Origin of the sequence: Streptomyces sp. NPDC089919 (assembly GCF_040684615.1) — a bacterium.
In the GTDB taxonomy this organism is placed as follows: Bacteria; Actinomycetota; Actinomycetes; order Streptomycetales; family Streptomycetaceae; genus Streptomyces.
The window spans coordinates 109,912-129,539 of the sequence record NZ_JBFBGK010000006.1 but is presented as its reverse complement, the minus strand read 5'-3'; the positions used below and the strand labels follow the sequence as shown (position 1 = coordinate 129,539).

Annotated in this window: 17 protein-coding genes and 2 pseudogenes; 8 read left to right on the top strand and 11 right to left on the bottom strand. The window is 73.8% G+C overall.

The features are described from left to right. Positions 1-20: 20 nt before the first annotated feature. The 7 genes from AB0O40_RS04835 to AB0O40_RS04805 all read right to left on the bottom strand — a co-directional run bounded on the left by AB0O40_RS04835 (position 21) and on the right by AB0O40_RS04805 (position 7,151). A complete protein-coding gene (locus tag AB0O40_RS04835) occupies positions 21-671 on the bottom strand; it encodes an HAD family acid phosphatase (protein ID WP_365035652.1) in 651 nt (216 codons plus the stop codon). A 186-nt stretch (positions 672-857) separates the two neighbouring features. Beyond that, positions 858-2,168, bottom strand: a complete 1,311-nt coding sequence (locus tag AB0O40_RS04830; RefSeq protein ID WP_365035650.1) for an amidohydrolase — start codon at positions 2,166-2,168, stop codon at positions 858-860. A 52-nt stretch (positions 2,169-2,220) separates the two neighbouring features. Continuing rightward, positions 2,221-4,164 (bottom strand): GAF domain-containing protein, encoded by a 1,944-nt coding sequence (locus AB0O40_RS04825; RefSeq protein WP_365035648.1) that lies wholly within the window; start codon positions 4,162-4,164, stop codon positions 2,221-2,223. Between the two features lie 33 nt (positions 4,165-4,197). After that, positions 4,198-5,550 (bottom strand): MFS transporter, encoded by a 1,353-nt coding sequence (locus tag AB0O40_RS04820; RefSeq protein WP_365035646.1) that lies wholly within the window; start codon positions 5,548-5,550, stop codon positions 4,198-4,200. Positions 5,551-5,692: 142 nt separating this feature from the next. Continuing rightward, complete coding sequence (locus AB0O40_RS04815) at positions 5,693-6,088, bottom strand: hypothetical protein (protein WP_365035644.1); 396 nt, start codon at positions 6,086-6,088, stop codon at positions 5,693-5,695. Beyond that, on the bottom strand, positions 6,079-6,285 hold the full coding sequence (locus AB0O40_RS04810) for a hypothetical protein (RefSeq protein WP_365035642.1): 207 nt from the start codon (positions 6,283-6,285) through the stop codon (positions 6,079-6,081). The genes AB0O40_RS04815 and AB0O40_RS04810 overlap by 10 nt, the downstream gene beginning before the upstream one ends. Then, complete coding sequence (locus AB0O40_RS04805) at positions 6,282-7,151, bottom strand: universal stress protein (RefSeq protein WP_365035640.1); 870 nt, start codon at positions 7,149-7,151, stop codon at positions 6,282-6,284. Before AB0O40_RS04805 ends, AB0O40_RS04810 begins: the two co-directional genes overlap by 4 nt. 197 nt (positions 7,152-7,348) lie before the next feature. Here AB0O40_RS04805 and AB0O40_RS04800 point away from each other — a divergent pair, with 197 nt between their 5' ends. From AB0O40_RS04800 to AB0O40_RS04775, 6 genes and pseudogenes are all read left to right on the top strand, one after another. After that, positions 7,349-8,335: an ABC transporter ATP-binding protein gene (locus AB0O40_RS04800; RefSeq protein ID WP_365035638.1), complete on the top strand. Its 987-nt coding sequence runs from the start codon at positions 7,349-7,351 to the stop codon at positions 8,333-8,335. A gap of 6 nt (positions 8,336-8,341) precedes the next feature. Next, positions 8,342-9,514 (top strand): ABC transporter permease, encoded by a 1,173-nt coding sequence (locus tag AB0O40_RS04795; RefSeq protein ID WP_365035636.1) that lies wholly within the window; start codon positions 8,342-8,344, stop codon positions 9,512-9,514. Beyond that, complete coding sequence (locus tag AB0O40_RS04790; RefSeq protein WP_365035634.1) at positions 9,511-10,704, top strand: ABC transporter permease; 1,194 nt, start codon at positions 9,511-9,513, stop codon at positions 10,702-10,704. The genes AB0O40_RS04795 and AB0O40_RS04790 overlap by 4 nt, the downstream gene beginning before the upstream one ends. A gap of 137 nt (positions 10,705-10,841) precedes the next feature. Further along, a pseudogene (locus tag AB0O40_RS04785) lies at positions 10,842-11,864 on the top strand (PEP/pyruvate-binding domain-containing protein); the annotation flags it as partial. Positions 11,865-12,017: 153 nt separating this feature from the next. Further along, a complete protein-coding gene (locus AB0O40_RS04780; protein ID WP_365035632.1) occupies positions 12,018-12,662 on the top strand; it encodes a CBS domain-containing protein in 645 nt (214 codons plus the stop codon). 113 nt (positions 12,663-12,775) lie between these two features. Next, a complete protein-coding gene (locus tag AB0O40_RS04775) occupies positions 12,776-13,486 on the top strand; it encodes a response regulator transcription factor (protein WP_365035630.1) in 711 nt (236 codons plus the stop codon). Positions 13,487-13,534: 48 nt separating this feature from the next. On the opposite strand, the gene AB0O40_RS04770 is transcribed toward AB0O40_RS04775, so the two are convergent. The 4 genes and pseudogenes from AB0O40_RS04770 to AB0O40_RS04755 form a co-directional block, all read right to left on the bottom strand. Continuing rightward, positions 13,535-15,229, bottom strand: coding sequence for a GAF domain-containing protein (locus tag AB0O40_RS04770; protein ID WP_365035628.1), 1,695 nt, complete (start codon positions 15,227-15,229; stop codon positions 13,535-13,537). 131 nt (positions 15,230-15,360) lie between these two features. Further along, positions 15,361-15,471: pseudogene (locus tag AB0O40_RS04765) on the bottom strand (DUF1918 domain-containing protein); the annotation flags it as partial. 44 nt (positions 15,472-15,515) lie between these two features. Further along, positions 15,516-16,175: a CBS domain-containing protein gene (locus AB0O40_RS04760; RefSeq protein WP_365035626.1), complete on the bottom strand. Its 660-nt coding sequence runs from the start codon at positions 16,173-16,175 to the stop codon at positions 15,516-15,518. Between the two features lie 63 nt (positions 16,176-16,238). Continuing rightward, positions 16,239-17,663 carry an MBL fold metallo-hydrolase gene (locus AB0O40_RS04755; RefSeq protein ID WP_365035624.1) on the bottom strand — a complete coding sequence of 475 codons (1,425 nt, stop codon included), beginning with the start codon at positions 17,661-17,663 and terminating at the stop codon, positions 16,239-16,241. Positions 17,664-17,842: 179 nt separating this feature from the next. Here AB0O40_RS04755 and AB0O40_RS04750 point away from each other — a divergent pair, with 179 nt between their 5' ends. Beyond that, the gene (locus AB0O40_RS04750) at positions 17,843-18,919 is read left to right on the top strand and encodes a zinc-dependent alcohol dehydrogenase family protein (protein WP_365035622.1); all 1,077 of its coding nucleotides are present in this window, start codon (positions 17,843-17,845) and stop codon (positions 18,917-18,919) included. Between the two features lie 5 nt (positions 18,920-18,924). After that, positions 18,925-19,605, top strand: a complete 681-nt coding sequence (locus tag AB0O40_RS04745; protein WP_365035620.1) for a pyridoxamine 5'-phosphate oxidase family protein — start codon at positions 18,925-18,927, stop codon at positions 19,603-19,605. The last annotated feature ends 23 nt before the right edge of the window (positions 19,606-19,628 follow it).

Genomic DNA, 19,628 nt, shown 5'->3' with positions numbered 1-19,628 from the left:
CCCCGCGCGGGGAGGGTGGTTCAGGAGAGCTTGCCGCCGTAGTCGGGCAGCTTGAAGGTGCGCTCCGCGTGGCCGCCGACCAGGTCGGTGGTGTTGTTGCCGATGTTCGCGATGATGGTGTAGCCGCGCGCCTCGATGTCGGCGCGGCGGGCCGTCTTGTAGGCGCTGACCTCCTCGAAGAGGGCCGGCAGGTCGCGCACGTAGAGGCCGGTCACCGGGTAGCCGACGGCCTTGAGGTTGTAGAGGGTCGGCGCGTAGACGATCCCGGGCCGCGCGGTGACGAAGAAGACCGCCACGCCGCGGGCGTTGGCGTCCTTGACCAGGTCGCGGATCTGGGCGATGGCCGGGGTGGGCCAGGTCCAGAAGTAGTGGAAGTCGGTCTCCAGCGAGGAGTTGTCGATGTCCAGGACGATCGCGGGCTTCTCGCCGGCCGGGGAGTTGGCGATGCGCTGGTCCAGGTAGGGCCGGGCGGTGTCGACCACGGCGGCGACGTCACGCTGCCAGGCGTTGTAGTCGATGCCGAGGATGGCCGCGTTGCCACCGGTGGCGGCGTAGGTCGTGGCCGCGGGGGCCGGCGCGGGGGCGGCCTGGGCCGGGGCCGCGGTGACGGCGAGCGAGGCGACGGCGGCGGCGGACACGGCGGCACGCACGATCAACGTGTTCCCGAGCATGGGGGGTTGCTCCTCGGACAGAGCGGCGGCCGGCGGGCCGCGCGCAGACGTGTTTCAGGTCAATGGCATGAACACGCCCAAGAATGGGCGGGGCGTCGCTCCATGTCTACTGGTCGGTAGGAAATTCCTCGTGGCCGCCGGGTGAACCGCGGCCACCGCCATGGCCGAGCGGGCCGTCCGGCCCGGTCACTCCGGCAGCAGCGCCCCGGTCAGGTGGTCCAGCGCCACCTGCGCGTGCAGCCGGACCCCGGTGACCAGCGTGTCGTCGTCCGCGTAGAAGCCCGGGTGGTGGTTCTGCACCACGCCCCGTCCGCCCGGGGTCGGTTGCGGATGTCCCGCCGCGTCCAGTTCGGCGTCCTGCACGCCGAGCATCACGTACAGCCCGCCGAAGGCCTTCACGAACTCCGAGACGTCGTCGTAGCCCAGGGTCGGCGAACTCTCCACCACCCGCTCCCGGCCCGCCACCCGCCGCAGGCTCGGCAGCGCGGCCGCCACCCACTCCGCGCTGTTGTGCACCGGCGGTACCTCCTGCAAGTACGCCGTCTCCGCAGTGCAGTTGTAGGCGAGCGCGGTGTGCTCCACCAGCGTCGACAGCCGCTTGCGGACCTCCCCCATGCCGGCCTCCTCGATGCAGCGGACGGTGCCCCAGAGGGTGACCGTCTCGCCGATGACGTTGAAGCGGCCCACGTCCTCGACGTGCCCGATGGTGACGGTCACCGGGTCGAAGGCGGACACCTGCCGGTACAGCTGGCCGATCCCGGTGAGCAGGGCCCCGGCGGCCGGCATCGGGTCCACGCCCTTCCACGGGGTCGAGCCGTGCACCTGGTGCCCGGTGAGCACGATCCGCACCAGGCAGGAGGCCGCGTACTGGTTGCCCACCCGGTACCCCACGTACCCCTTGGGATGGGGGGTGATGTGCATGCCGAAGGCCATGGTCGGCACCGGGCCGGCGAAGGCACCGGCCGCCAGCATGGCCCGGGCGCCGCCCTCCTCGTCCACCGGCGGGCCCTCCTCGGCGGGCTGGAAGACGAAGAGGACCGTACCGGGCAGCCGCTCGCGCAGCCCGGCCAGGACGGTCGCCGCGCCCAGCAGCATGGCGGTGTGGCAGTCGTGCCCGCAGGCGTGCGAGACGGGGAAGGGCCCGCCGGGGTAGTCGGCGTCCACGACCGCGGACGCGAACTCCGCGCCGCACAGGTCGCGCACCGGCAGCGCGTCCATGTCCGCGCGCAGCGCCGCCACCCGCTCCCCCGGCAGGCCGCCGCGCAGCACCCCGACGACGCCGTGCCCGGCGATGCCGGTGCGCACCTCGTCCAGGCCCAGGGCGCGCAGTTCTTCGGCGACCAGTCGGGCGGTACCGGCCTCGCGGTTGGGGAGTTCGGGGTGCGCGTGCAGGTGGCGCCGCCAGGCCACGACCCGGCCGGCCACCTCGGCGGCGGCCCGGTCCAGGGCGGCGTACGCGTCCTCGTCCGCGGGGCGGGGGTCCGGCACCTGGGTCATGGGGCTCGCTCCTCGGCTCGGCGGTGCTGGTCCCTCGTACGGTCCGCTCGGATCAACGATCCGTCAGAAGATACAACCGCAACGCGAGTTGGTTCTCCAGGGCGCGTTCGGGCGTGTTCCAGTCCCGGCCCATGAGCTGGCCCACCCGCTCCAGCCGCTGGGTGACGGTGTTGATGTGCACGTGCAGTTCGTCCTTGGCGCGGGTCAGGCTCGCGCCGTGCCGGTAGTACGCCTCCAGGGTGCGCAGCAGCTCGGTGCCGCGCTGCCGGTCGTACGCGAGGACGGGGCCCAGCACCCGCTCCACGTACCCGCCGAGGTCGGCACCCTCGCCCAGCAGGACGCCGACGAAGCCGAGGTCGGCGAGGGCCGCGCCGCGGCCGGTGCGGCCCAGCGCGTGCAGGGCCTCCAGGCAGCGGACCGCCTCCGCGTAGGCGGCCGGGAAGTCCTGGGGCGCGGTGGCCGGTCCGGCCGCGCCGACGGTCACGGGCGCGCCGACGGCCCGCCCCAGGCTCTCGGCGAGGGCCGCGGCCCGGGGGCCTGGGCCGGTGCCGGGGAGCAGCAGGACCACGTGCCCACCGTGGGCCCCGGCCAGGCCCCCGCCGGTGCGGGCGTGCCGGGCCGCCTCGGTGGCCAGCCGGGAGCGGTCGCCGGGCGCGCAGTGGGCCAGCAGGACGGTGTGCGGGCGGGCGGGGTCGATCCCGAGGCGGCGGGCCCGCAGCGCGAGGCTGGAGAGCTGCCGGGGGCCGGCGTCGGCGGCGAGGGTGAGGAGGTCGTCGAGGAGTTCACCGCGGACCCGGTCCTCCGCCTCGGCCACCGAGCGCCGCATCAGCAGCAGCAGGGCCGTGACCAGCCCGGCGCGTTCGAAGAGCCGCCGGTCGGAGTCGGGCAGCACGGGTCGGCCGGTCAGGGCCAGCGAGCCGAGGAGTTCGGGCCCGGCCAGCACGGCGCAGACCCAGACCTCCCCGACGGGGACGGCCCGGCCGGCCGTCCGGGCCGCGGCCACCCCGGCGGCGGGCGGCGCGGCGGCGCCCTCGGCGGTACGGGCCAGTTCGGTGCCGTCGGCGTCGTGGACGACCAGGTCGCCGCCGAGCACCGCGGCGGTCTCCCGGGCCACGTCCTCGGCGCCGCCGCCGCGCAGCACCAGGTCGGTGAGCCGGTCGTGGGTCTCGGCGGCCCGGCTGATGGCCCGGTTGGCGGCGTTCAGGCCGACCAGGGCGGCCCGGGTCTCCTCCAGGCGGCTGGCGCTGTCGATGGCGATGGCGGCGTGGTCGGCCAGCGAGGCGAGCAGGGCGATGGCGTCCTGGGTGAACTCGCGCACCGCCCGGTCCGCGGCGAAGAGCACCCCGATGACGCGGGAGCCGAGCCGCAGCGGCACCCCGAGGATGCCGCGCAGCCCCTCCTCGGCGACTCCGCCGTCGATGGCGGAGGTGTGCCGGAAGCGGGTGTCGGTGCGGTAGTCGGTGCTGGCGTACGGGCGGGCCGTCTGGGCGACCAGCCCGCCCAGCCCCTCGCCCATGCCCAGCCGCAGCTGCTGGAAGGCGGCGGAGACCGAGCCCTCGGTGACCCTCATGTACGTGTCCCCGGCCGCCGGGTCGTTCAGGGTCAGGTACGCCACGTCGGCGCGCAGCAGGGTACGGGCGCGCCGGACGATGGCGCGCAGCACGGCGTCGAGGTCCCGCAGGCCGGCCAGGTCCCCGGCGGTGTCGAAGAGGGCTTCGAGCTCGGCCTCGCGGCGGCGGTGCTGGTCCAGGGTGCGGTGGATGCCGAGGGCGGCCTCGGCGGCCCGGGCGAGCAGCGCCCGCTCCTCCGGTCCGGCGGTGGCGGCCGCGCCGCGGGCCGTGGCGACGGCCCGCTCCAGCTCTTCGGCGGGTCCGCCCTGGGCGAGTACGTCGAGGAGGGCGGCGAGGGCGGGCGCCCCGGTCCCCGCGTCGGGTGACGGCAGCGGCCGGGCCGCCTCGGCGGTCCGGCCGGCCGCCGGATGGTGGTCGCGGTGCATGGTGCGGATGGTAGGCCCCCGTACCGGCGCGGGTCAGACCCGCTCGGCGGCGGTGGCCGGTGCGGGCTCGGTCCGGGGTCCGGCGAGGGCGCGGCCGCGGGTCTCCCGGGCGCGGGCGACCGTGAAGGTGGTGACCAGGGCGGCGAAGCACAGGTACACGGAGACCGGTACCGAGGAGTCGTAGTCCGACAGCAGCTCGACGGCGATGATCGGGGCGAGGGCGCCGGCCACGATCGAGGCCAGCTGGGAGCCGAGCGAGGCGCCGGAGTAGCGGACCCGGGTGTCGAACAGCTCGGTGACGAAGGCGGCTTGGGGTCCGTACATCGCGCCGTGCAGCAGGAGCCCGGCGGTCACGGCCAGCGCGATGACGGTGAAGGACCTGGTGTCCAGGAGCGCGAAGAAGACGAAGGCCCAGACCGCCATGCCCACCGAGCCGATGAGGGTGACGGGCCGCCGGCCGATCCGGTCGGAGAGCGCGCCCCAGGCCGGGATGGTGACGAAGTGGACCGCCGAGCCGATCAGGACGGCGTTGAGAGCGGTGCTCTTGGGGAGGTCGAGGTGGACGGTGACGTAGACGAGCAGGAAGGAGGTGAGGATGTAGTACGAGATGTTCTCCCCGAAGCGGGTGCCGATGGCGATCAGCACCTCCCGCCAGGAGCGGCGCACCACGTCCACCACGGGCGCCGGCTGCTCCTCCGCAGCGGCCTCGGCGCGGGCCTGCGCCTCGAGGAAGAGCGGGGACTCGGACACCGACAGCCGGATCCACAGCCCGACGCCGACCAGGACCCCGGAGAGCAGGAAGGGGATCCGCCAGCCCCAGGCGAGGAACTGCTCGTCGGACTGGACGGCGGCCAGCAGCGCGAGCACCCCGGTGGCGAGCAGGTTCCCGCCGGGCGCCCCGGCCTGCGGCCAGGAGGCCCAGAAGCCGCGGCGCTCGTCCCCGCCGTGCTCGGCGACGATGAGCACGGCCCCGCCCCACTCCCCGCCGAGGGCGAAGCCCTGCACCAGCCGCAGCACCGTCAGCAGCACCGGCGCGGCGGCCCCGACGGCGGCGTGGGTGGGCAGCAGCCCCATCGCGAAGGTCGACCCGCCCATCAGCAACAGGCTGACCACCAGCAGCTTCTTCCGCCCCAGCCGGTCACCGTAGTGCCCGAACACGATCCCGCCGAGCGGCCGCGCGAGGAAGCCGATGGCATAGGTGACGAAGGAGATCAGCGTCCCGGTGAGCGGATCCGAGGACGGGAAGAACAACTTGTTGAACACGAGCGCGGCGGCAGAACCGTAGAGGAAGAAGTCGTACCACTCGACGGTGGTGCCGATCAGGCTGGCGCCGACGATGCGGGCGAGGGCTCTGGGGGGCGTGGATACGGGTGTTGCGGCGGCCATGGTCACCACTTCCGGGGGTGGGCGGGGGACGGGGGTCGTGTCGCCACACCATAGGAAGGGGCGGGGGCGGGGCGTATGTGGGGAGCAGCCACAGTTGAGGGTCTCGGCATCCTTTCCGCCCCCATACTGGGGCCTGTCAGGGCTACGCGAGAGGCGACCAGGGGGACGCACACAAGGTGTCAGATGCGCTCTGTACGGAGCGGTTTGACGGTGCGGTGGGGAGCGCCGCGGCGGCGTGCGAGCCGTCCTCGACCCGGTGCCCAGCCGGGCGCGCCCCGGCGGCCGGGGGTGACCCGGGCGACGGGGCGGCACCGCGCGGCTGTCGGCCGAGCGGCCACGCCCACCCGAAGGTCTTGTCGGCGAAGGCCCAGAGGAAGACGGACGCCGTCAGCAGGCGGGTGCCGGCCGCGACGCGTGCGACGGTCGACGGCAGGGCGAGCTCGTCGGCGTCGGTCGCGGCGCGGCGGCCCGCGGCCGGGACGGCCCGGCGCCGGCCGGCGAGGCGCGATCCCGGCAGACGGTGCTGGTTCAGTGCCATGACGTGGGAGCCTTCCGTGAGGGGCACGCCGGGTGCGTGCCCTTGCCGATGTCCTCGGGCGCAGAGCCCTGTGCCGTCACGAGCCGGAGCCCCAGGCCGCTTCGGCGGGCCTCGGCGGCTCCCCGGGCCAAGGCCTGGTACCAGTTGCCCGCCGGGTCGATGGTGACGATCACTTCGCCGTTCTCGATGGTGGTCATGACGCCTCACTCCGGTGCTGGTCGCCGCGTTGCGGGACGAGTTCGACGGGGCAGTGCGCGTGGCGGACGAGGCTGTGGACCGCGTGCCCCGGAGCGCGGCCGACGGCTCGGCGACCGCCCATGACCAGCAGGTCGGCATGGCGGGAGGCCTCCGCCAGCACTCCGGCGACGGACACCCCCTGGTCGACGTCCGCGATCACGGTCAGCGAGGGGTACTCGTCCCGGATCTGCTCGGCGACGTCGGCCAGGCCCGGTCCGCGCTGTTCGCCGACCGGCCCCGCGGGACGCTGCAACCGGCTTCGTACGTGGAGCAGGCGTAGCGAGGCCCGGCGCAGTTCCGCGGCCTGCGCGGCGTGGCGCGCGCAGTCCAGGTCGCGCCCGTCCCGGACCGCGGCCAGCACGACGCCCTTGTCCGGACCGGCCCCGTCCCCCTTGACGACGATCACCGGGGTGCGGGCCTGCACGGCGGCCCCGAGTCCGGCCGGGCTCCCCACCAGATGACCGAAGCCGCCCGGGGTGTGGTCGCCGACCACGATGGTGGCCCCGTCGGCCGCGGCCCGGCGCAGGCTCATGGCCGGCCCGGCACCGCTCAGCTCCGTCGAGACGGACAGGGCGGGGTGACGGTCGCGCACCTCGCCGGCCGTTCGCTCGAGCAGTGCACGGCCCGCCTCGCGGAGGCGTTCCGCTGCCTCGGCCGGAAGGTCCAGGATCCGCCCCTCGACGTCGGACCCGTGCACGAGGTGCAGGGGGCGCCTGCGCCGCGCGGCCTCGTCCGAGGCCCAGAGAGCCGCGCGCCTGGCCTCCCCGGACTCGTCGACGCCGACGACGACCGGCCCGACCTGCGGACCGGTCCTGCTTGCGTTCATGCTTCCTCCTCGCCGAGCACCAGTGGGAACGGCTCCACGCTGACAGCGCGGCCCGCTCCAGGAGAGGGACCCACCGGCCCGCGCACGGCCCGAAGGTCCCGGCGCGGGGCGCCGCATCCGCCCGGAGGGCCGGTCGGCCTACGCGCAGGACCGGTCGGCCCTCACGCACCGCGGTGTCCGGCGCGCAGGCTGGGGCCATGACTGCCACCGCCCCCTCCCCCGACCGGGTCGCGACGGCCGACCCGGTGCTGGCATGCGACCGGCTGGTACGGCGTTTCGGCGAGCTGACCGCCGTGGACGGCGTCAGCCTCACGGTCCTTCCCGGTCAGACGTACGGCCTGCTCGGCCCGAACGGCTCCGGCAAGACCACCACGATCCGCATGGTGTGCGGGCTGCTGCGGCCCGACGGCGGCACCGTGCGCGTGGGTGGTCACCTCGTCGGCACCGCGGCCGGGCCCGCGAAGCGGCTGGTCGGGTACGTGCCCCAGGACATCGCGCTCTACGGGGACCTCAGCGTCCGCGAGAACCTCGACTTCTTCGGCCGCCTCTACCGGCTCCCGCGCGCCGAGCGGGCGCGCCGGGTGCGCGAGGTGCTGGAGCTGGTCGATCTGACGGCACGGGCCGAGGACCGGGTGGACACCCTGTCCGGCGGGATGCGCAGGCGCCTCAACATCGGGGCCGGACTGGTGCATTCGCCGACCCTGCTCATCCTGGACGAGCCGACCGTCGGCGTCGATCCGCAGAGCCGCCACGCCATCCTGGAGAGCGTCCGGCGCTTCGGGGAGGAGGGTATGGCCGTCCTCTACACGACCCATTACATGGAGGAGGCCGAGCGGCTGTGCGACCGGGTCGGGATCATCGACCACGGCCGGCTGGTAGCGGAGGGCACCCACCGGGAGCTGGTGGCCCTGGTCGCCGGGCGCGACCGGATCCGGCTGACGGCGGTCGGCGACGTCTCCCGGTACGTGGCCGCCTGCCGCGGGTTGCCCGGGGTGGACGGCGTCGGCGCGGCCGGCGAGCACGGCGAGGTCCTCGAGGCCGTGGTGCGCGACGCCCACAGCCTGCTTCCGGGCCTGCTCGACCTGGCACGGGAGAACGACGTCCAGGTCAGGAGCGTGGACGTCGACGAGCCCGACCTGGAGGCGGTCTTCCTTCACCTCACCGGCACCGCCCTGAGGGAGTGACCGGCCATGGCCTCGCCCGTCCTGAGCATCGCCGTGAAGGACCTGCGCCAGCGGCTGCGCGACCGCTCGGCCTGGATCCTCGTCTTCCTGGCCCCGTTGGCGATCACCACCCTCATGGCCCTGGCTTTCGGCGGCAGCACCCGTTTCCACGCCGACCTGGGTTACGCGGACCTCGACCACGGGCCTGCGGCCACCGCCCTCGACGCGGCCCTGCACCGGCCCGAACTCTCCGGAACCGTCACCGTGCGCAGGTACGACACGCAGGACCAGGCCCGCGCCGCCGTCGCGGACGGCACGGTCCAGGCGGCCGTGGTCGTACCCCACGGCTTCACCGCTTCGCTCGACACGGCCACCCCGGCTCCGATCGCCGTCCTGGACAGCGTCGACCAGCCGCTGGCCGCCCAACTCGCCCGTGCGGTCACCGAGTCCTACACCGCCCACGTCGACGCCGCCCGGCTGTCGGTCGGCACCGCCGTGGCCGCCGGCACACCGGCCTCCGAGGCACCCGCGCTCGTGGCGCGTGCAGCCGCCGGCCAACTGCCCGAGACGGTGGGGCCCGTGGGGCTGGCCGACAGCCCGTTGAAGGCCGTGAGCTACTTCGCCCCTGCCATGGGCATGTTCTTCGTCCTGTTCACCATCGGATTCGGCGCCCGCAGCTACTTCGCCGAGCTGCGGCAGGGCACCCTGGACCGCATCGCGGCGGCGCCGGTGGGCCGCGGGGCCCTGCTCCTGGGCAAGTCCTTCTCCTCCTTCGTCTACGGTCTCGCCGGCCTGGCCACCACGGTCGTCGCGTCCCGTCTCCTCTTCGGTGCCCACTGGGCGGACCCGCTCGGGGTGGTCCTGCTGTGCGTGGCCATGGCCGCCTCGGTCGTCAGCCTCACCGCTCTGGTCATCGCCCTGGCCCGGACCGAGGAGCAGGCGCAGGGATTGTCGTCCGTGGTGGTCTTCGCGCTGGTCCTGCTCGGCGGGAACTTCGTCTTCGTCTCCGCGGCGCCGCCGCTGATGCGGCGCCTCGCGCTGTTCACCCCCAACGGCTGGGCGCTGCGCGGCTTCACCGACCTGGGCACCGGAGTGCGGGGCTGGGCGGCGTACGGACCGCCCCTGTTGGGGATCACCGCCTGCACCGTGGCCGCCGCACTGGTGACCGCCCTGCTGATGCGACTTCGGAGGCCGTCGTGACACTGCCCGTCGCTCTCGCCGTCACGCGTGCCACCGTGCGGCGGACGCTGCGCGACCGCACGGCGCTGTTCTTCATGCTGCTGCTGCCGGTCGCCATCATCGTGGTCATCGGCACCGTGGTCGGCGGCTTCGACCAGTTCCGGATCGGGGTCGTGCACTCCCCCGGCGAAGGGCCGGTCGCCGTGGAGCTGGCCGGCGACCTCGACCGTTCCGACGGGCTCGAGACCCGCGCGTACGCCAGTGAGGCCGCCGCGCGCACGGCGCTGCGGCGCGGGGAGCTCGACGCGGCCGTGGTGCTCCCGGCCGGTCTGGACTCCGCCGCGCGGGCCGGCCGCCCCGTCACCGTCCCGGTGCTCGTCGAACCGGGCGGCGGGAGCGGGTACGCGGCCGTCTCCTCGGTCTCGGCGGTGGTCTCCGACCACGCGGCCCGGATCCAGGCCGCCCACTTCGCGATGGACCGCCGCGGCGGGGGCTTCGAGGAACGCCTCGCGCTGGCCCGGGTGACGGCGCAGCGGGTCCGGCCGGTCGGGATCACCACCTTGACCCCGTCGGACCGCGGCGATCTCCTGCCGCTGGGGTACAGCTACAGCGCGCCCACCATGCTCGTGCTGTTCGTGTTCATCAACTCCCTCGCCGGCGGCGCCGCCATCGTGCAGACCCGGCGCTCCGGTGTCTACGCACGGGCCCTGGCCGCCCCGGTGCCGGTGCGCGCCCTCGTCCTGGGCGAGACGGGCGCCTACCTGGCGCTGGCCCTGGTGCAGTCCCTCCTGATCGTCACCATCGGTGCACTGGTCTTCGGCGTCTCCTGGGGCGATCCGGTGGCCGCCGCGCTCCTGGTCGGCATGTGGGCGCTGGTCGGCACCGGCGCGGGCGTCCTGTCCGGCGCGGTCTTCCGTACGCCCGAGCAGGCGGGCGCCGTGGGGCCCGCCCTGGGCATCGGGCTCGGGATGCTCGGGGGCTGCATGTGGCCGCTGGCGATCGTGCCCGGCTGGCTCCGTGCGGCAGGCCACGCAGTGCCGCAGGCCTGGGCGGTCGACGCCTGGACGGAACTGCTGTCCCGGGACGGGGGCGTCGCCGACATCGCCGGCCGCCTCGCCGTACTGGCCGGCTTCGCCGCCGTCCTCCTCGCGCTGGCCGCGCTGGGTCTGCGCCGGCGGCTGACCGAGCCGGTTCCCGGCGGCCCGGGGTGATCCGAGGGCCGGTGCCCGGCCGTCCACGGCGGACGGTCGGGCCTCGGACGGGGACCGATGGTCCCTTTTGCCGCGTACGCCCCCGCACTGATGCTGGCGGTGACGGCCTGCATCCCCCGAGCAGACGGACGGTTCCCATGACGACCTACGTGTACGACTTCAGTGAGGGCAGCCGTGAGATGGCCGCGCTGCTCGGCGACAAGGGCGCCGGCCTGGCAGAGATGACCGGCATGGGCCTGCCGGTGCCACCGGGCTTCACCGTCACCACCGAGGCCTGCCGTTCCTACCTCGCGACCGGCGCCCTGCCGGACGGGTTCGACGGCCAGCTCACCGCCCATCTCGCCGCCCTGGAGCTGGCGACGGGCAAGCAGCTCGGGCAGGTGGGCGACCCACTGCTGCTGTCCGTGCGCACCGGGGACCGCTTCTCGGCGCCCGGGGTGGCGGAGACGGTCCTGGACATCGGGCTGGACGACTACTCGGTCCTGGGGCTGGGCAAGGGGCCCGAGCACGAGCGGTTCGCCTGGGACTCCTACCGCCGACTCGTCCAGATGTTCGGGACCACGGTGATGGGAGTCGACGGCGACCTCTTCGCAGCGCTGACCGCCCGAGTCGAGAAGCAGCACGCCGTGGCCGACGACAGCCGGCTGGACGTCCCGGACCTGATCCGGCTCGTGGAGTCCTCCAAGGACCTGATCAGCCGGGAGACCGGCGAGGAGTTCCCCCAGGACCCTGCCGAGCAGTTGCGGCGGGCGGTCCGGGCGGCCTTCTCCTCCTGGAACGGCGAGCGGGCGCGGACGGCCCGCCGGCGGTCCGGGGTCCCCGAAGGGGCAGGAACGGCCGTGGTCGTGCAGCGCATGGTCTTCGGCAACCTCGGTCCCGATTCGGGCAGCGGTGTCGCCGTCACTCGGGACCCGGCCACCGGCGGACCGGGACTGCACGGCTCGTACCTCCCCGACGCACAGGGCGAGGACGTCGTCGCCGGCGTCCGCGACCCGCTGCCCCTGCGTCGGCTGGCGGACCTCCATCCCGCCGCCTACCAGCAGCTGAGTGCATCCCTGGAGCGGCTGGAGGCCCGCTACCGGGAGCCCTGCTACGTCGAGTTCACCATCGAGGACGGAACGCTGTGGCTGCTCGAGACCCGAGTGGGCGCCCGCGCAGCGTGGCCGGCCTCGCCCTGACACAGCGCCACCCGGCGGACCGGCGCCATGGGCCGACCGGACCTCGTCCATGGCCCCACAGGCCCTGGGGCGGCGCCGGTGGAGGTGGTCGACTGGTGTCGTTGCACTTCCCGAACCGCGGCGAAGGAGTAGGCAATGCCCGCATCGCGCTACACCGTCAGTGACGTCATGACGCACACGGCCGTCGCCATAGGCCGTGAGGCGTCGTACAAGGAGATCGTCGAGCTGATGCACGAGTGGAAGGTGAGCGCCGTCCCCGTCCTCGAGGGCGAGGGCCGCGTCGTGGGAGTCGTCTCCGAGGCCGACCTCCTGCCGAAGGAGGAGTTCCGCCGCGAGGAGCCCGTGCTCCCGCAGCAGCTGGAGGAAGCCTCCAAGGCCGGAGGTGTGCTCGCCGAGGAGCTGATGACGAGCCCGGCGATCACCGTCCATCCTGGCGCCGGCATCGCCGAGGCGGCCCGCATCATGGCCGTCAAGCGCGTCAAGCGCCTGCCGGTGGTCAATGCGCTCGGCCTGCTGGAAGGGGTCGTGAGCCGCAGCGACCTGCTGAAGGTCTTCCTGCGCCCCGACGAGGAGCTGGTGGAGGAGGTCCGCGGGGCCGTACTGGCCGAGCTGGCACCGGGCCTCCCCCTGGAAGCCTCGGTGCACGACGGCGTCGTCACCCTCCGCGGACCGCTGCGTGACCGCGCCCTGGTACCCCTGATCGCGCGCGCCGTCAGCGCTGTCGAGGGAGTCGTGGACGTGCGGATGGAACTCGACGGCGCGGTCCCGGCGCATACCTAGCAAGGCGGACGGGGTGGGGGCCCGGGAGCTCCGCTGCGCGGGTGCGCATCCCGTCAGTGCTGAGACAATGCGGGTGGAAGCATGCTCAGCGCGGTCCCGATCAGGCGGCGAACATGTCCGACGTACCAGGTGCCCCCTCGGCGGCGCCGATCAAGGTGTTCCTCCTCGACGACCACGAGTTGGTCCGCCGGGGCCTGCGCGACCTCCTGGAAGCGGAGGCGGACATCACCGTCGTCGGCGAGGCGGGTACCGCCGAGCAGGCGCTGGCCCGCGGGCCGGCGCTGCGCCCGGACGTCGCCGTCCTCGACGTACGGCTGCCCGACAGCGACGGCATCACCGTCTGCCGGGAGCTCCGCTCGCGGATGCCCGGTCTGGCGTGCCTGATGCTGACGTCCTTCGACGACGAGGACGCCTTGTTGGACGCGATCATGGCAGGGGCTGCCGGATACGTCCTCAAGCAGATCAAAGGCTCCGACCTGGTCTCCGCCGTACGGACCGTCGCCACCGGCCAGTCCATGCTCGACCCGGCCACCACCGCCCGCCTGATGCACTCGCTGCGCGACCCCGAAGCCGGCGAGGAACCCGAGGACGCCCGGCTGGCGACGCTCTCCGAGCGCGAACGCGCCGTCCTGGAACTGATCGGGGACGGCCTCACCAATCGCCAGATCGCCAAACAGCTCTACCTGTCGGAGAAGACCGTCAAGAACCACATCTCCCGCCTGCTGGGCAAGCTGGGAGTCGAGCGCCGTGTCCAGGCCGCGGTGATCGCCGCTCAGGTCCACCCGCAGGGCCATGACGGCGAGCGCCCACCGGGTGGGCGGTGAGGGTCCGCCCGATACCCGCGGATCCTGACGGTGCGGTGGGCGGCCGGGTCACGGCGCCGTCGGCGCCAACGGGACCTGCCATTCCAGACGGGTACCGCGCCGCCCGTCCCGTGCGGTGACCGTCATGCGGCCACCGAGGCGCTCGGCGCGTTCGTGGAGGTTGCGCAGTCCGCTGCGCCGGCCGCCCTCGGGCATGCCCACGCCGTCGTCGGTCACCGTGACGGTCAGAGCCCCGTCGGCCGCGACGAGGGCGACCTCCCCGCTCGCCGCTCCGGCATGACGGGCGATGTTGGTCAGGGCCTCACCGAGGACGGCCAGGGCTTCGTCGGCGACGGACTGCGGTACGTCCGTGTCGATCAGGCCTTCCATCCGCAGTGCGGGGGCGAAGCCGAGGCCGGCGGTGGCCTCGTCCAGGACCTGGACGGCTCGTGAGCGCAGCTTCGAGCCGCGGGTGGGCGCCTCGCGGTCCCGGAGCCCGAAGATGGTCGAGCGGATGATCTTGATGGTGGCGTCGAGGTCGTCGACGGCGCGGGCCAGTCGTTCGGACGCCTCGGGGTGATCGACGAACCGCTGGGCGCTCTGAAGGGTCATCCCGGTCGCGAACAGGCGCTGGATGGCCAGGTCGTGCAGGTCCCGGGCGATGCGGTCGTGGTCCTCCAGCAGGCTCATCTGCTCGGCGTCGCGGCGCCGGTCGGCCAGTTCCAGGGCGAGGGCCGCCTGGCCGGCGAATCCGGGGAGCGCGGCGACCTCGGCGGTCGCGAACGGCGGGCGGCCATGGCGCCTGGCCAGCAGGAGCACGCCGCTGAGCTTCTCCTTCGTGCCGACGGTGACGCCGGTGGCGGGCCCGAAGCCCTTCCAGCGTTCGGGCTGGACGGTGATGCGCTCGTCCGACTCGATGTCGGCGACGACGACCAGGCCGTTCTCGGCCAGAGCGGCATCGACGAGGGTGCCCTCGGTACTGGGCAGGACGATCCCCTGATGCGCTTGTGCGCCCTCGCCGAGGGCGAGGGAACCGCGCAGCTCCCCGCCGGGGCCGAGCAGGTAGAAGACGCCCATGTCGGCGCCGGTGATGTCCTTGGCACGCTCGAGCATCCCCTCGAGGACCTCGTCCTGCGGGGTACCGGAGAGGAGGGCGCTGGTGATGTCCGAGCTGGCGGCCAGCCAGCGCTCACGCAGGCGTACCTCCTCGAAGAGGCGCGCGTTCTCGATGGCGATCCCCGCCGCCACGGCGAGGGTGGACAGGACCGACTCGTCCTCGGCGTCGAAGTCGACGCCGCCGCGCTTCTCGGTCAGGTAGAGGTTGCCGAAGACCTCCTCGCGGACCCGGATGGGCACGCCCAGGAAGGAGTGCATCGGCGGGTGGTGGTCCGGGAAGCCGTACGAGGAGGGGTGCTGGGACAGCTCGGACAACCGCAGCGGCTCGGGGTGGCGGATCAGCTCGCCGAGAATGCCGTGGCCCGAGGGCAGGTCGCCGATCTGCGCGCGCAGATCGGCGCTGATGCCCACGGGCAGGAACTGCGCCAGCCGCTTGTCGTCGCCGATCACGCCCAGGGCGCCGTACTCCGCGTCGACCAGCACCACGGCCGCCTCGACGATGCCGCGCAGGACCTGCGGCAGGTCCAGCTCCCGGCCCACGGACATGACGGCTTCCAGGAGGCCGTTCAGGCGGTCCCGGGTGCCCCTGACCTCGTCGATCCGTACCTGGAGTTCGTCGAGCAGCTCGTCCAGCCGCAGGCGCGGCATGCGTGATCCGGCAGCTGGGGAGTCCGTGCTCATAGCCCGCCTCCGGCCGGTGTCATGGGTGGGAGGACCACGCCTTTCACGGTAATACCGGCAGCGGGCGGGTGTCCCCCTCAGTGCGCCCGCCCGTCGTGAAGGTGGCGGACGTGGGCGTCCGGGCCGGGGAAGAACACGGTCGTGCGGCCCGTGTCGGACCACCGGACGTCGTAGGGCGGGGTCCCGTCCGCGTGGTGCAGGGCGACGACCTACGCGCCGAAGGCCAGGCGTGGACCGGGCGGCACGAGCCACGTCACGAGCCCTCGGTCTCCGCGCCGTCCAGCGTGCAGTGGACGTCGACGATCCCCTCGACGGAGCGCGTGAGGCGTTCGGCGGCGGGGATCAGGGTGCGGTCCCTGACCTGGCCCGTGAGGGTGGCGACCCCCTGGACGACGGTCACGTGTACGGCTTCGTGGGACAGCGGGAAGAGGCGCCTGACGACGTTCTGGCGTATGTCGGCGGTGAGGTCGTCGTCGGTGCGCAGGAAGACCTTGAGGAGGTCGGCGCGGCTGACGATGCCCTTGAGGGTGCCGTCGGCGTCGACGACCGGCAGGCGCTTGACGTGCCGGTCGGTCATGAGGCGGGCGGCCTGCGGGAGGGTGGCGTCGGGGCGGATGGTGACGGCGGGCGTGGTCATGAGGTCCTCGGCGCGGGTGGAGCCGGCCTTGGCGGTGTCGCCGAGCCGGCGCATCTGCTCGATCAGGCCCGGGCGGTGTTCGTGGAACTCCTCCTTCGGGAGGAGGTCGGCCTCGGAGACGACGCCGACGACCCGGCCCTCGCCCTCGATCACGGGCAGGGCGGTCACCTTCCACCGGCCCATGGCGGCGGCGATCTCCTTGAAGGCGGTGTCGGGGGTGACGGCGACGACCCTGGCGGTCATCACGTCGGCGACGGTGTACGGGGAGGTGGTCATGACGGGTTCCTCAGCGGGCGTGGGCGAGCGGACGGGGGCGTGCGCGGGGCCGGCCGGCCCCGCTCAGCGGACCAGGACGGACTCCCCGGACTTGGGCACGACGGCCGTCCAGCCCAGCTCGTCCGCGATCCGGTCCCGCAGGGTCCCGGCGGCGCCCTCCTCGCCGTGGACCAGGTAGGTGGTGTGCGGGGGCGGTGCGGCGCGCAGCCAGTCGATGATCTGGTCGGCGTCGGCGTGCGCGGAGAAGTGCGGGACGTCGGCGACCTCCGCCCGGACCGGCACGTACTCGCCGAACATCTTCAGCACCCTCGCCCCGTCCACCAGGTCCCGGGCCCGGGTCCCGGCAGCCGCGAAACCGACGATGACGACCGCGTTGCGCGGGTCGGGCAGGATCCGGTGGAGGTGGTGCAGGACACGACCGCCGGTGGCCATGCCTGCGGAGGAGACGATGACCGCCGGTCCGGTGGCGTCGTTGATGTCGATCGACTCCTGGACGGTGCGGGCGGCCAGGAAGGGCTCCGGGCTGATCGCGGCCTCGCCCGCGGCGATGATCTCGGGGCGCAGCTCCGGCGAGCGGGAACGTACCGCGTCGCGGTAGACGTCCAGGGCGGCCAGGGCCATGGGGCTGTCGACGTAGACGGGGACGTGGCGGGGCAGGGTGCCGTCCTGGCGGAGGGCGGCGAGTTCGTGGAGGACGACCTCGGTGCGGTCGATGGCGAAGGCCGGGATGACGACCGTGCCGCCGCGGGACAGGGTGCGGGAGATCACGGCGGCGAATTCGCGCCGCGCGCTCTCGTGGTCGTGGCGTCGGTTGCCGTAGGTCGACTCCATGAGCAGGACGTCGGCGCCGGTGAACGGTTCGGGGGGCAGCAGGAGCGGGTGGCCGGGTCGGCCGAGGTCGCCGCTGGCGGCGAGGGTGTGGCCGTCCTCCAGGGTCAGGTGGGCCCAGGCGGAGCCGAGGATGTGGCCTCCGTGGTGCAGCGTGAGTCTGGTCCCGGCCATGATCTCGACCTCGCTGCCGATGGGGACCGGGTCGAAGAACTTGACGGTGTGGTCGACGTCGTCATCGTCGTAGAGGGGCTTGGCGGGGCGGTGCTTGGACCAGCCGTGGCGGTTGGCGTGTTCGGCGGCCTCCATCTGGAGGCGGGCGCTGTCGCGGAGCACGATCTCGGCGAGCCGGGCGGTGCGGGCGCTGGTCAGGACGGGGCCGCGGAAGCCCTGCCGCACCAGGCGCGGCAGGTAGCCGCAGTGGTCGAGGTGGGCGTGGGTGACGACCACGGCACGGATGTCGGAGGCGTCGCAGGGCAGTTTGTCCCAGTTGCGGCGGCGCAGGTCCGCGACGCCCTGGAAGAGTCCGCAGTCGACGAGGATCCGCGAGTGGTCGTTCTCGACGAGGAACTTGCTGCCGGTGACGGTCCGCACGCCTCCGAGGAAGGACAGCAGGGCCGGACGCGCGGACGGTGATGCGGCGGGGGCTGACCGGGTCATGGCAGCGGCCCTCCTTCGTGGACGGGTGCCGGCCTCCACCGTCGCACCGCCCGGACCGGGCGGGAGAGGGTCCTACAGGTCCCCAATGAAGGGCCGACCGGCCCAAGCGCCGGGGCGGGACGGGGGCAGAGCCTGACGGTGACCGCTTCCGTACCGCGACACAGAGAGAAGGCCGCGTCATGAAGGCACTCGTCTTCCACGGGCCCGGGCAGACCTCCTGGCAGGAGGTCCCGGACCCCTCGATCAAGGACGCCGGCGACGCGATCGTCCGGGTCGACGCCGTCACGATCTGCGGCACCGACCTGCACATCGTCAAGGGCGACGTCCCGGAAGTGACGCCCGGACGCGTCCTGGGCCACGAGGCCGTCGGCACCGTCGTGGAGACCGGCGGCGACGTGCGTACCGTACGGCCCGGCGACCGGGTGCTGATCTCCTGCATCTCCGCCTGCGGCCGCTGCCGCTTCTGCCGCGAGGCCCGGTACGGCCAGTGCCTCGGGGGCGGCGGCTGGGTCCTGGGGCACACCATCGACGGCACCCAGGCCGAGTACGTCCGCGTCCCCTTCGCCGACCTGTCCGTCCACCCGCTGCCCAGTGCGCTGCCGAGTCACGAGGCGGTCCTGCTCGCGGACATCTTCCCCACCTCCTACGAGGTCGGGATCCTCAACGGCAGGGTCCGCCCCGGCGACACCGTCGTCGTGGTCGGCGCCGGCCCGATCGGCCTGGCCGCCATCGCGACCGCCTCGCTCTACAGCCCGTACCGGATCATCGCCGTCGACCTGGCCGCCTCCCGGCTCACCGCGGCCCGCGCCCTCGGCGCCGACGCGACCGTGAGCGCCCTGGAGGAGCCCGAGAAGCTGGTGGCGGACCTGACCCGGGAGCTGGGGGCCGACGTCGTCATCGAGGCCGTCGGCGTGCCCGAGGCGTTCGAGATGTGCACCCGGATGGTGCGCCCGGGTGGCCGGGTCGCCAACATCGGGGTCCACGGCAAGCCCGCCGTCCTCCACCTCGAAGACCTGTGGATCAAGGACGTCACCCTCACCACCGGCCTGGTCGACACGCGGTCCACGCCGATGCTGCTGCGCATGATGGCCGCCGGACGGCTCCCCGGTGCCTCGATGGTCACCCACCGGTTCGAGCTGGACCGGATGGAAGAGGCGTACGACGTCTTCTCCCGCGCCGGCGAGACCGGGGCCCTCAAGGTCGTGCTCGGCGGCCCGCACCACGACGCGGTCGCCCTGCCGCCCCAGGAGCGGTGACCGCCGTGAAGAGCCTCCCCCGCACCCCCAGCCCGCCGCACGGCACGACCGGGCGCACCGATCTGGGCCGCCGTCTGGCCGCCCACCGCGAAGCCCTCGGTCTGAGCCGTGAGGAGCTGGGCCGGCACTGCGGAGCCGACGGCAAGTACATCGCCTACCTCGAAGAGCACGCCGCCAGCCCCGCCACCGGCACCCTCGTCCGCATCGCCCACGCCCTCGGGGTCACCGTCGACGACCTGACCGGGGCGAACGCCCACCGGTCCCGGGGACGTGCCACCGCCCACCGCGACACCACCCTGCTCACCCTCGCAGTGGCCGAGTGCCGCAGGCTGCTGGGGACGCACGGCGTGGGCCGCATCGCCGTCTTCGGTGCCGAAGGTCCGTCCCTCGTGCCCGTCAACTACACGGTCGCCGGGCACCACATCGCCTTCCGCACGCGTGCCGGGTCGGCCGTGGCCCGCGCGGCGGGCACCGACGCCGCTTTCGAGATCGACCACATCGACGACGTGACCGCCGGGGGATGGAGCGTGCAGGCCGTGGGGCGTCTCGAGGCCGTCACCGATGCCGAGGAGATCCGGCACCTGAGCGCGACGGCCCGCTCCCGGCCCTGGGCCGGCGCCGACCGCACCCACTGGATGAGGCTCGTACCGAGCAGCCTCACCGGACGCCGGGTGGTGCACGGCTGAGACCCGCCGCCTCGCCTCGGAGC

Coding starts and splice junctions, on each gene's coding strand:
- AB0O40_RS04835 (WP_365035652.1), bottom strand. CDS start 671: ATGCTCGGGAACACGTTGATCGTGCGTGCCGCCGTGTCCGCCGCCGCC.
- AB0O40_RS04825 (WP_365035648.1), bottom strand. CDS start 4,164: ATGCACCGCGACCACCATCCGGCGGCCGGCCGGACCGCCGAGGCGGCC.
- AB0O40_RS04815 (WP_365035644.1), bottom strand. CDS start 6,088: ATGGCACTGAACCAGCACCGTCTGCCGGGATCGCGCCTCGCCGGCCGG.
- AB0O40_RS04775 (WP_365035630.1), top strand. CDS start 12,776: ATGTCCGACGTACCAGGTGCCCCCTCGGCGGCGCCGATCAAGGTGTTC.
- AB0O40_RS04830 (WP_365035650.1), bottom strand. CDS start 2,168: ATGACCCAGGTGCCGGACCCCCGCCCCGCGGACGAGGACGCGTACGCC.
- AB0O40_RS04780 (WP_365035632.1), top strand. CDS start 12,018: ATGCCCGCATCGCGCTACACCGTCAGTGACGTCATGACGCACACGGCC.
- AB0O40_RS04770 (WP_365035628.1), bottom strand. CDS start 15,229: ATGCCGCGCCTGCGGCTGGACGAGCTGCTCGACGAACTCCAGGTACGG.
- AB0O40_RS04810 (WP_365035642.1), bottom strand. CDS start 6,285: ATGACCACCATCGAGAACGGCGAAGTGATCGTCACCATCGACCCGGCG.
- AB0O40_RS04750 (WP_365035622.1), top strand. CDS start 17,843: ATGAAGGCACTCGTCTTCCACGGGCCCGGGCAGACCTCCTGGCAGGAG.
- AB0O40_RS04805 (WP_365035640.1), bottom strand. CDS start 7,151: ATGAACGCAAGCAGGACCGGTCCGCAGGTCGGGCCGGTCGTCGTCGGC.
- AB0O40_RS04760 (WP_365035626.1), bottom strand. CDS start 16,175: ATGACCACCTCCCCGTACACCGTCGCCGACGTGATGACCGCCAGGGTC.
- AB0O40_RS04820 (WP_365035646.1), bottom strand. CDS start 5,550: ATGGCCGCCGCAACACCCGTATCCACGCCCCCCAGAGCCCTCGCCCGC.
- AB0O40_RS04800 (WP_365035638.1), top strand. CDS start 7,349: ATGACTGCCACCGCCCCCTCCCCCGACCGGGTCGCGACGGCCGACCCG.
- AB0O40_RS04795 (WP_365035636.1), top strand. CDS start 8,342: ATGGCCTCGCCCGTCCTGAGCATCGCCGTGAAGGACCTGCGCCAGCGG.
- AB0O40_RS04755 (WP_365035624.1), bottom strand. CDS start 17,663: ATGACCCGGTCAGCCCCCGCCGCATCACCGTCCGCGCGTCCGGCCCTG.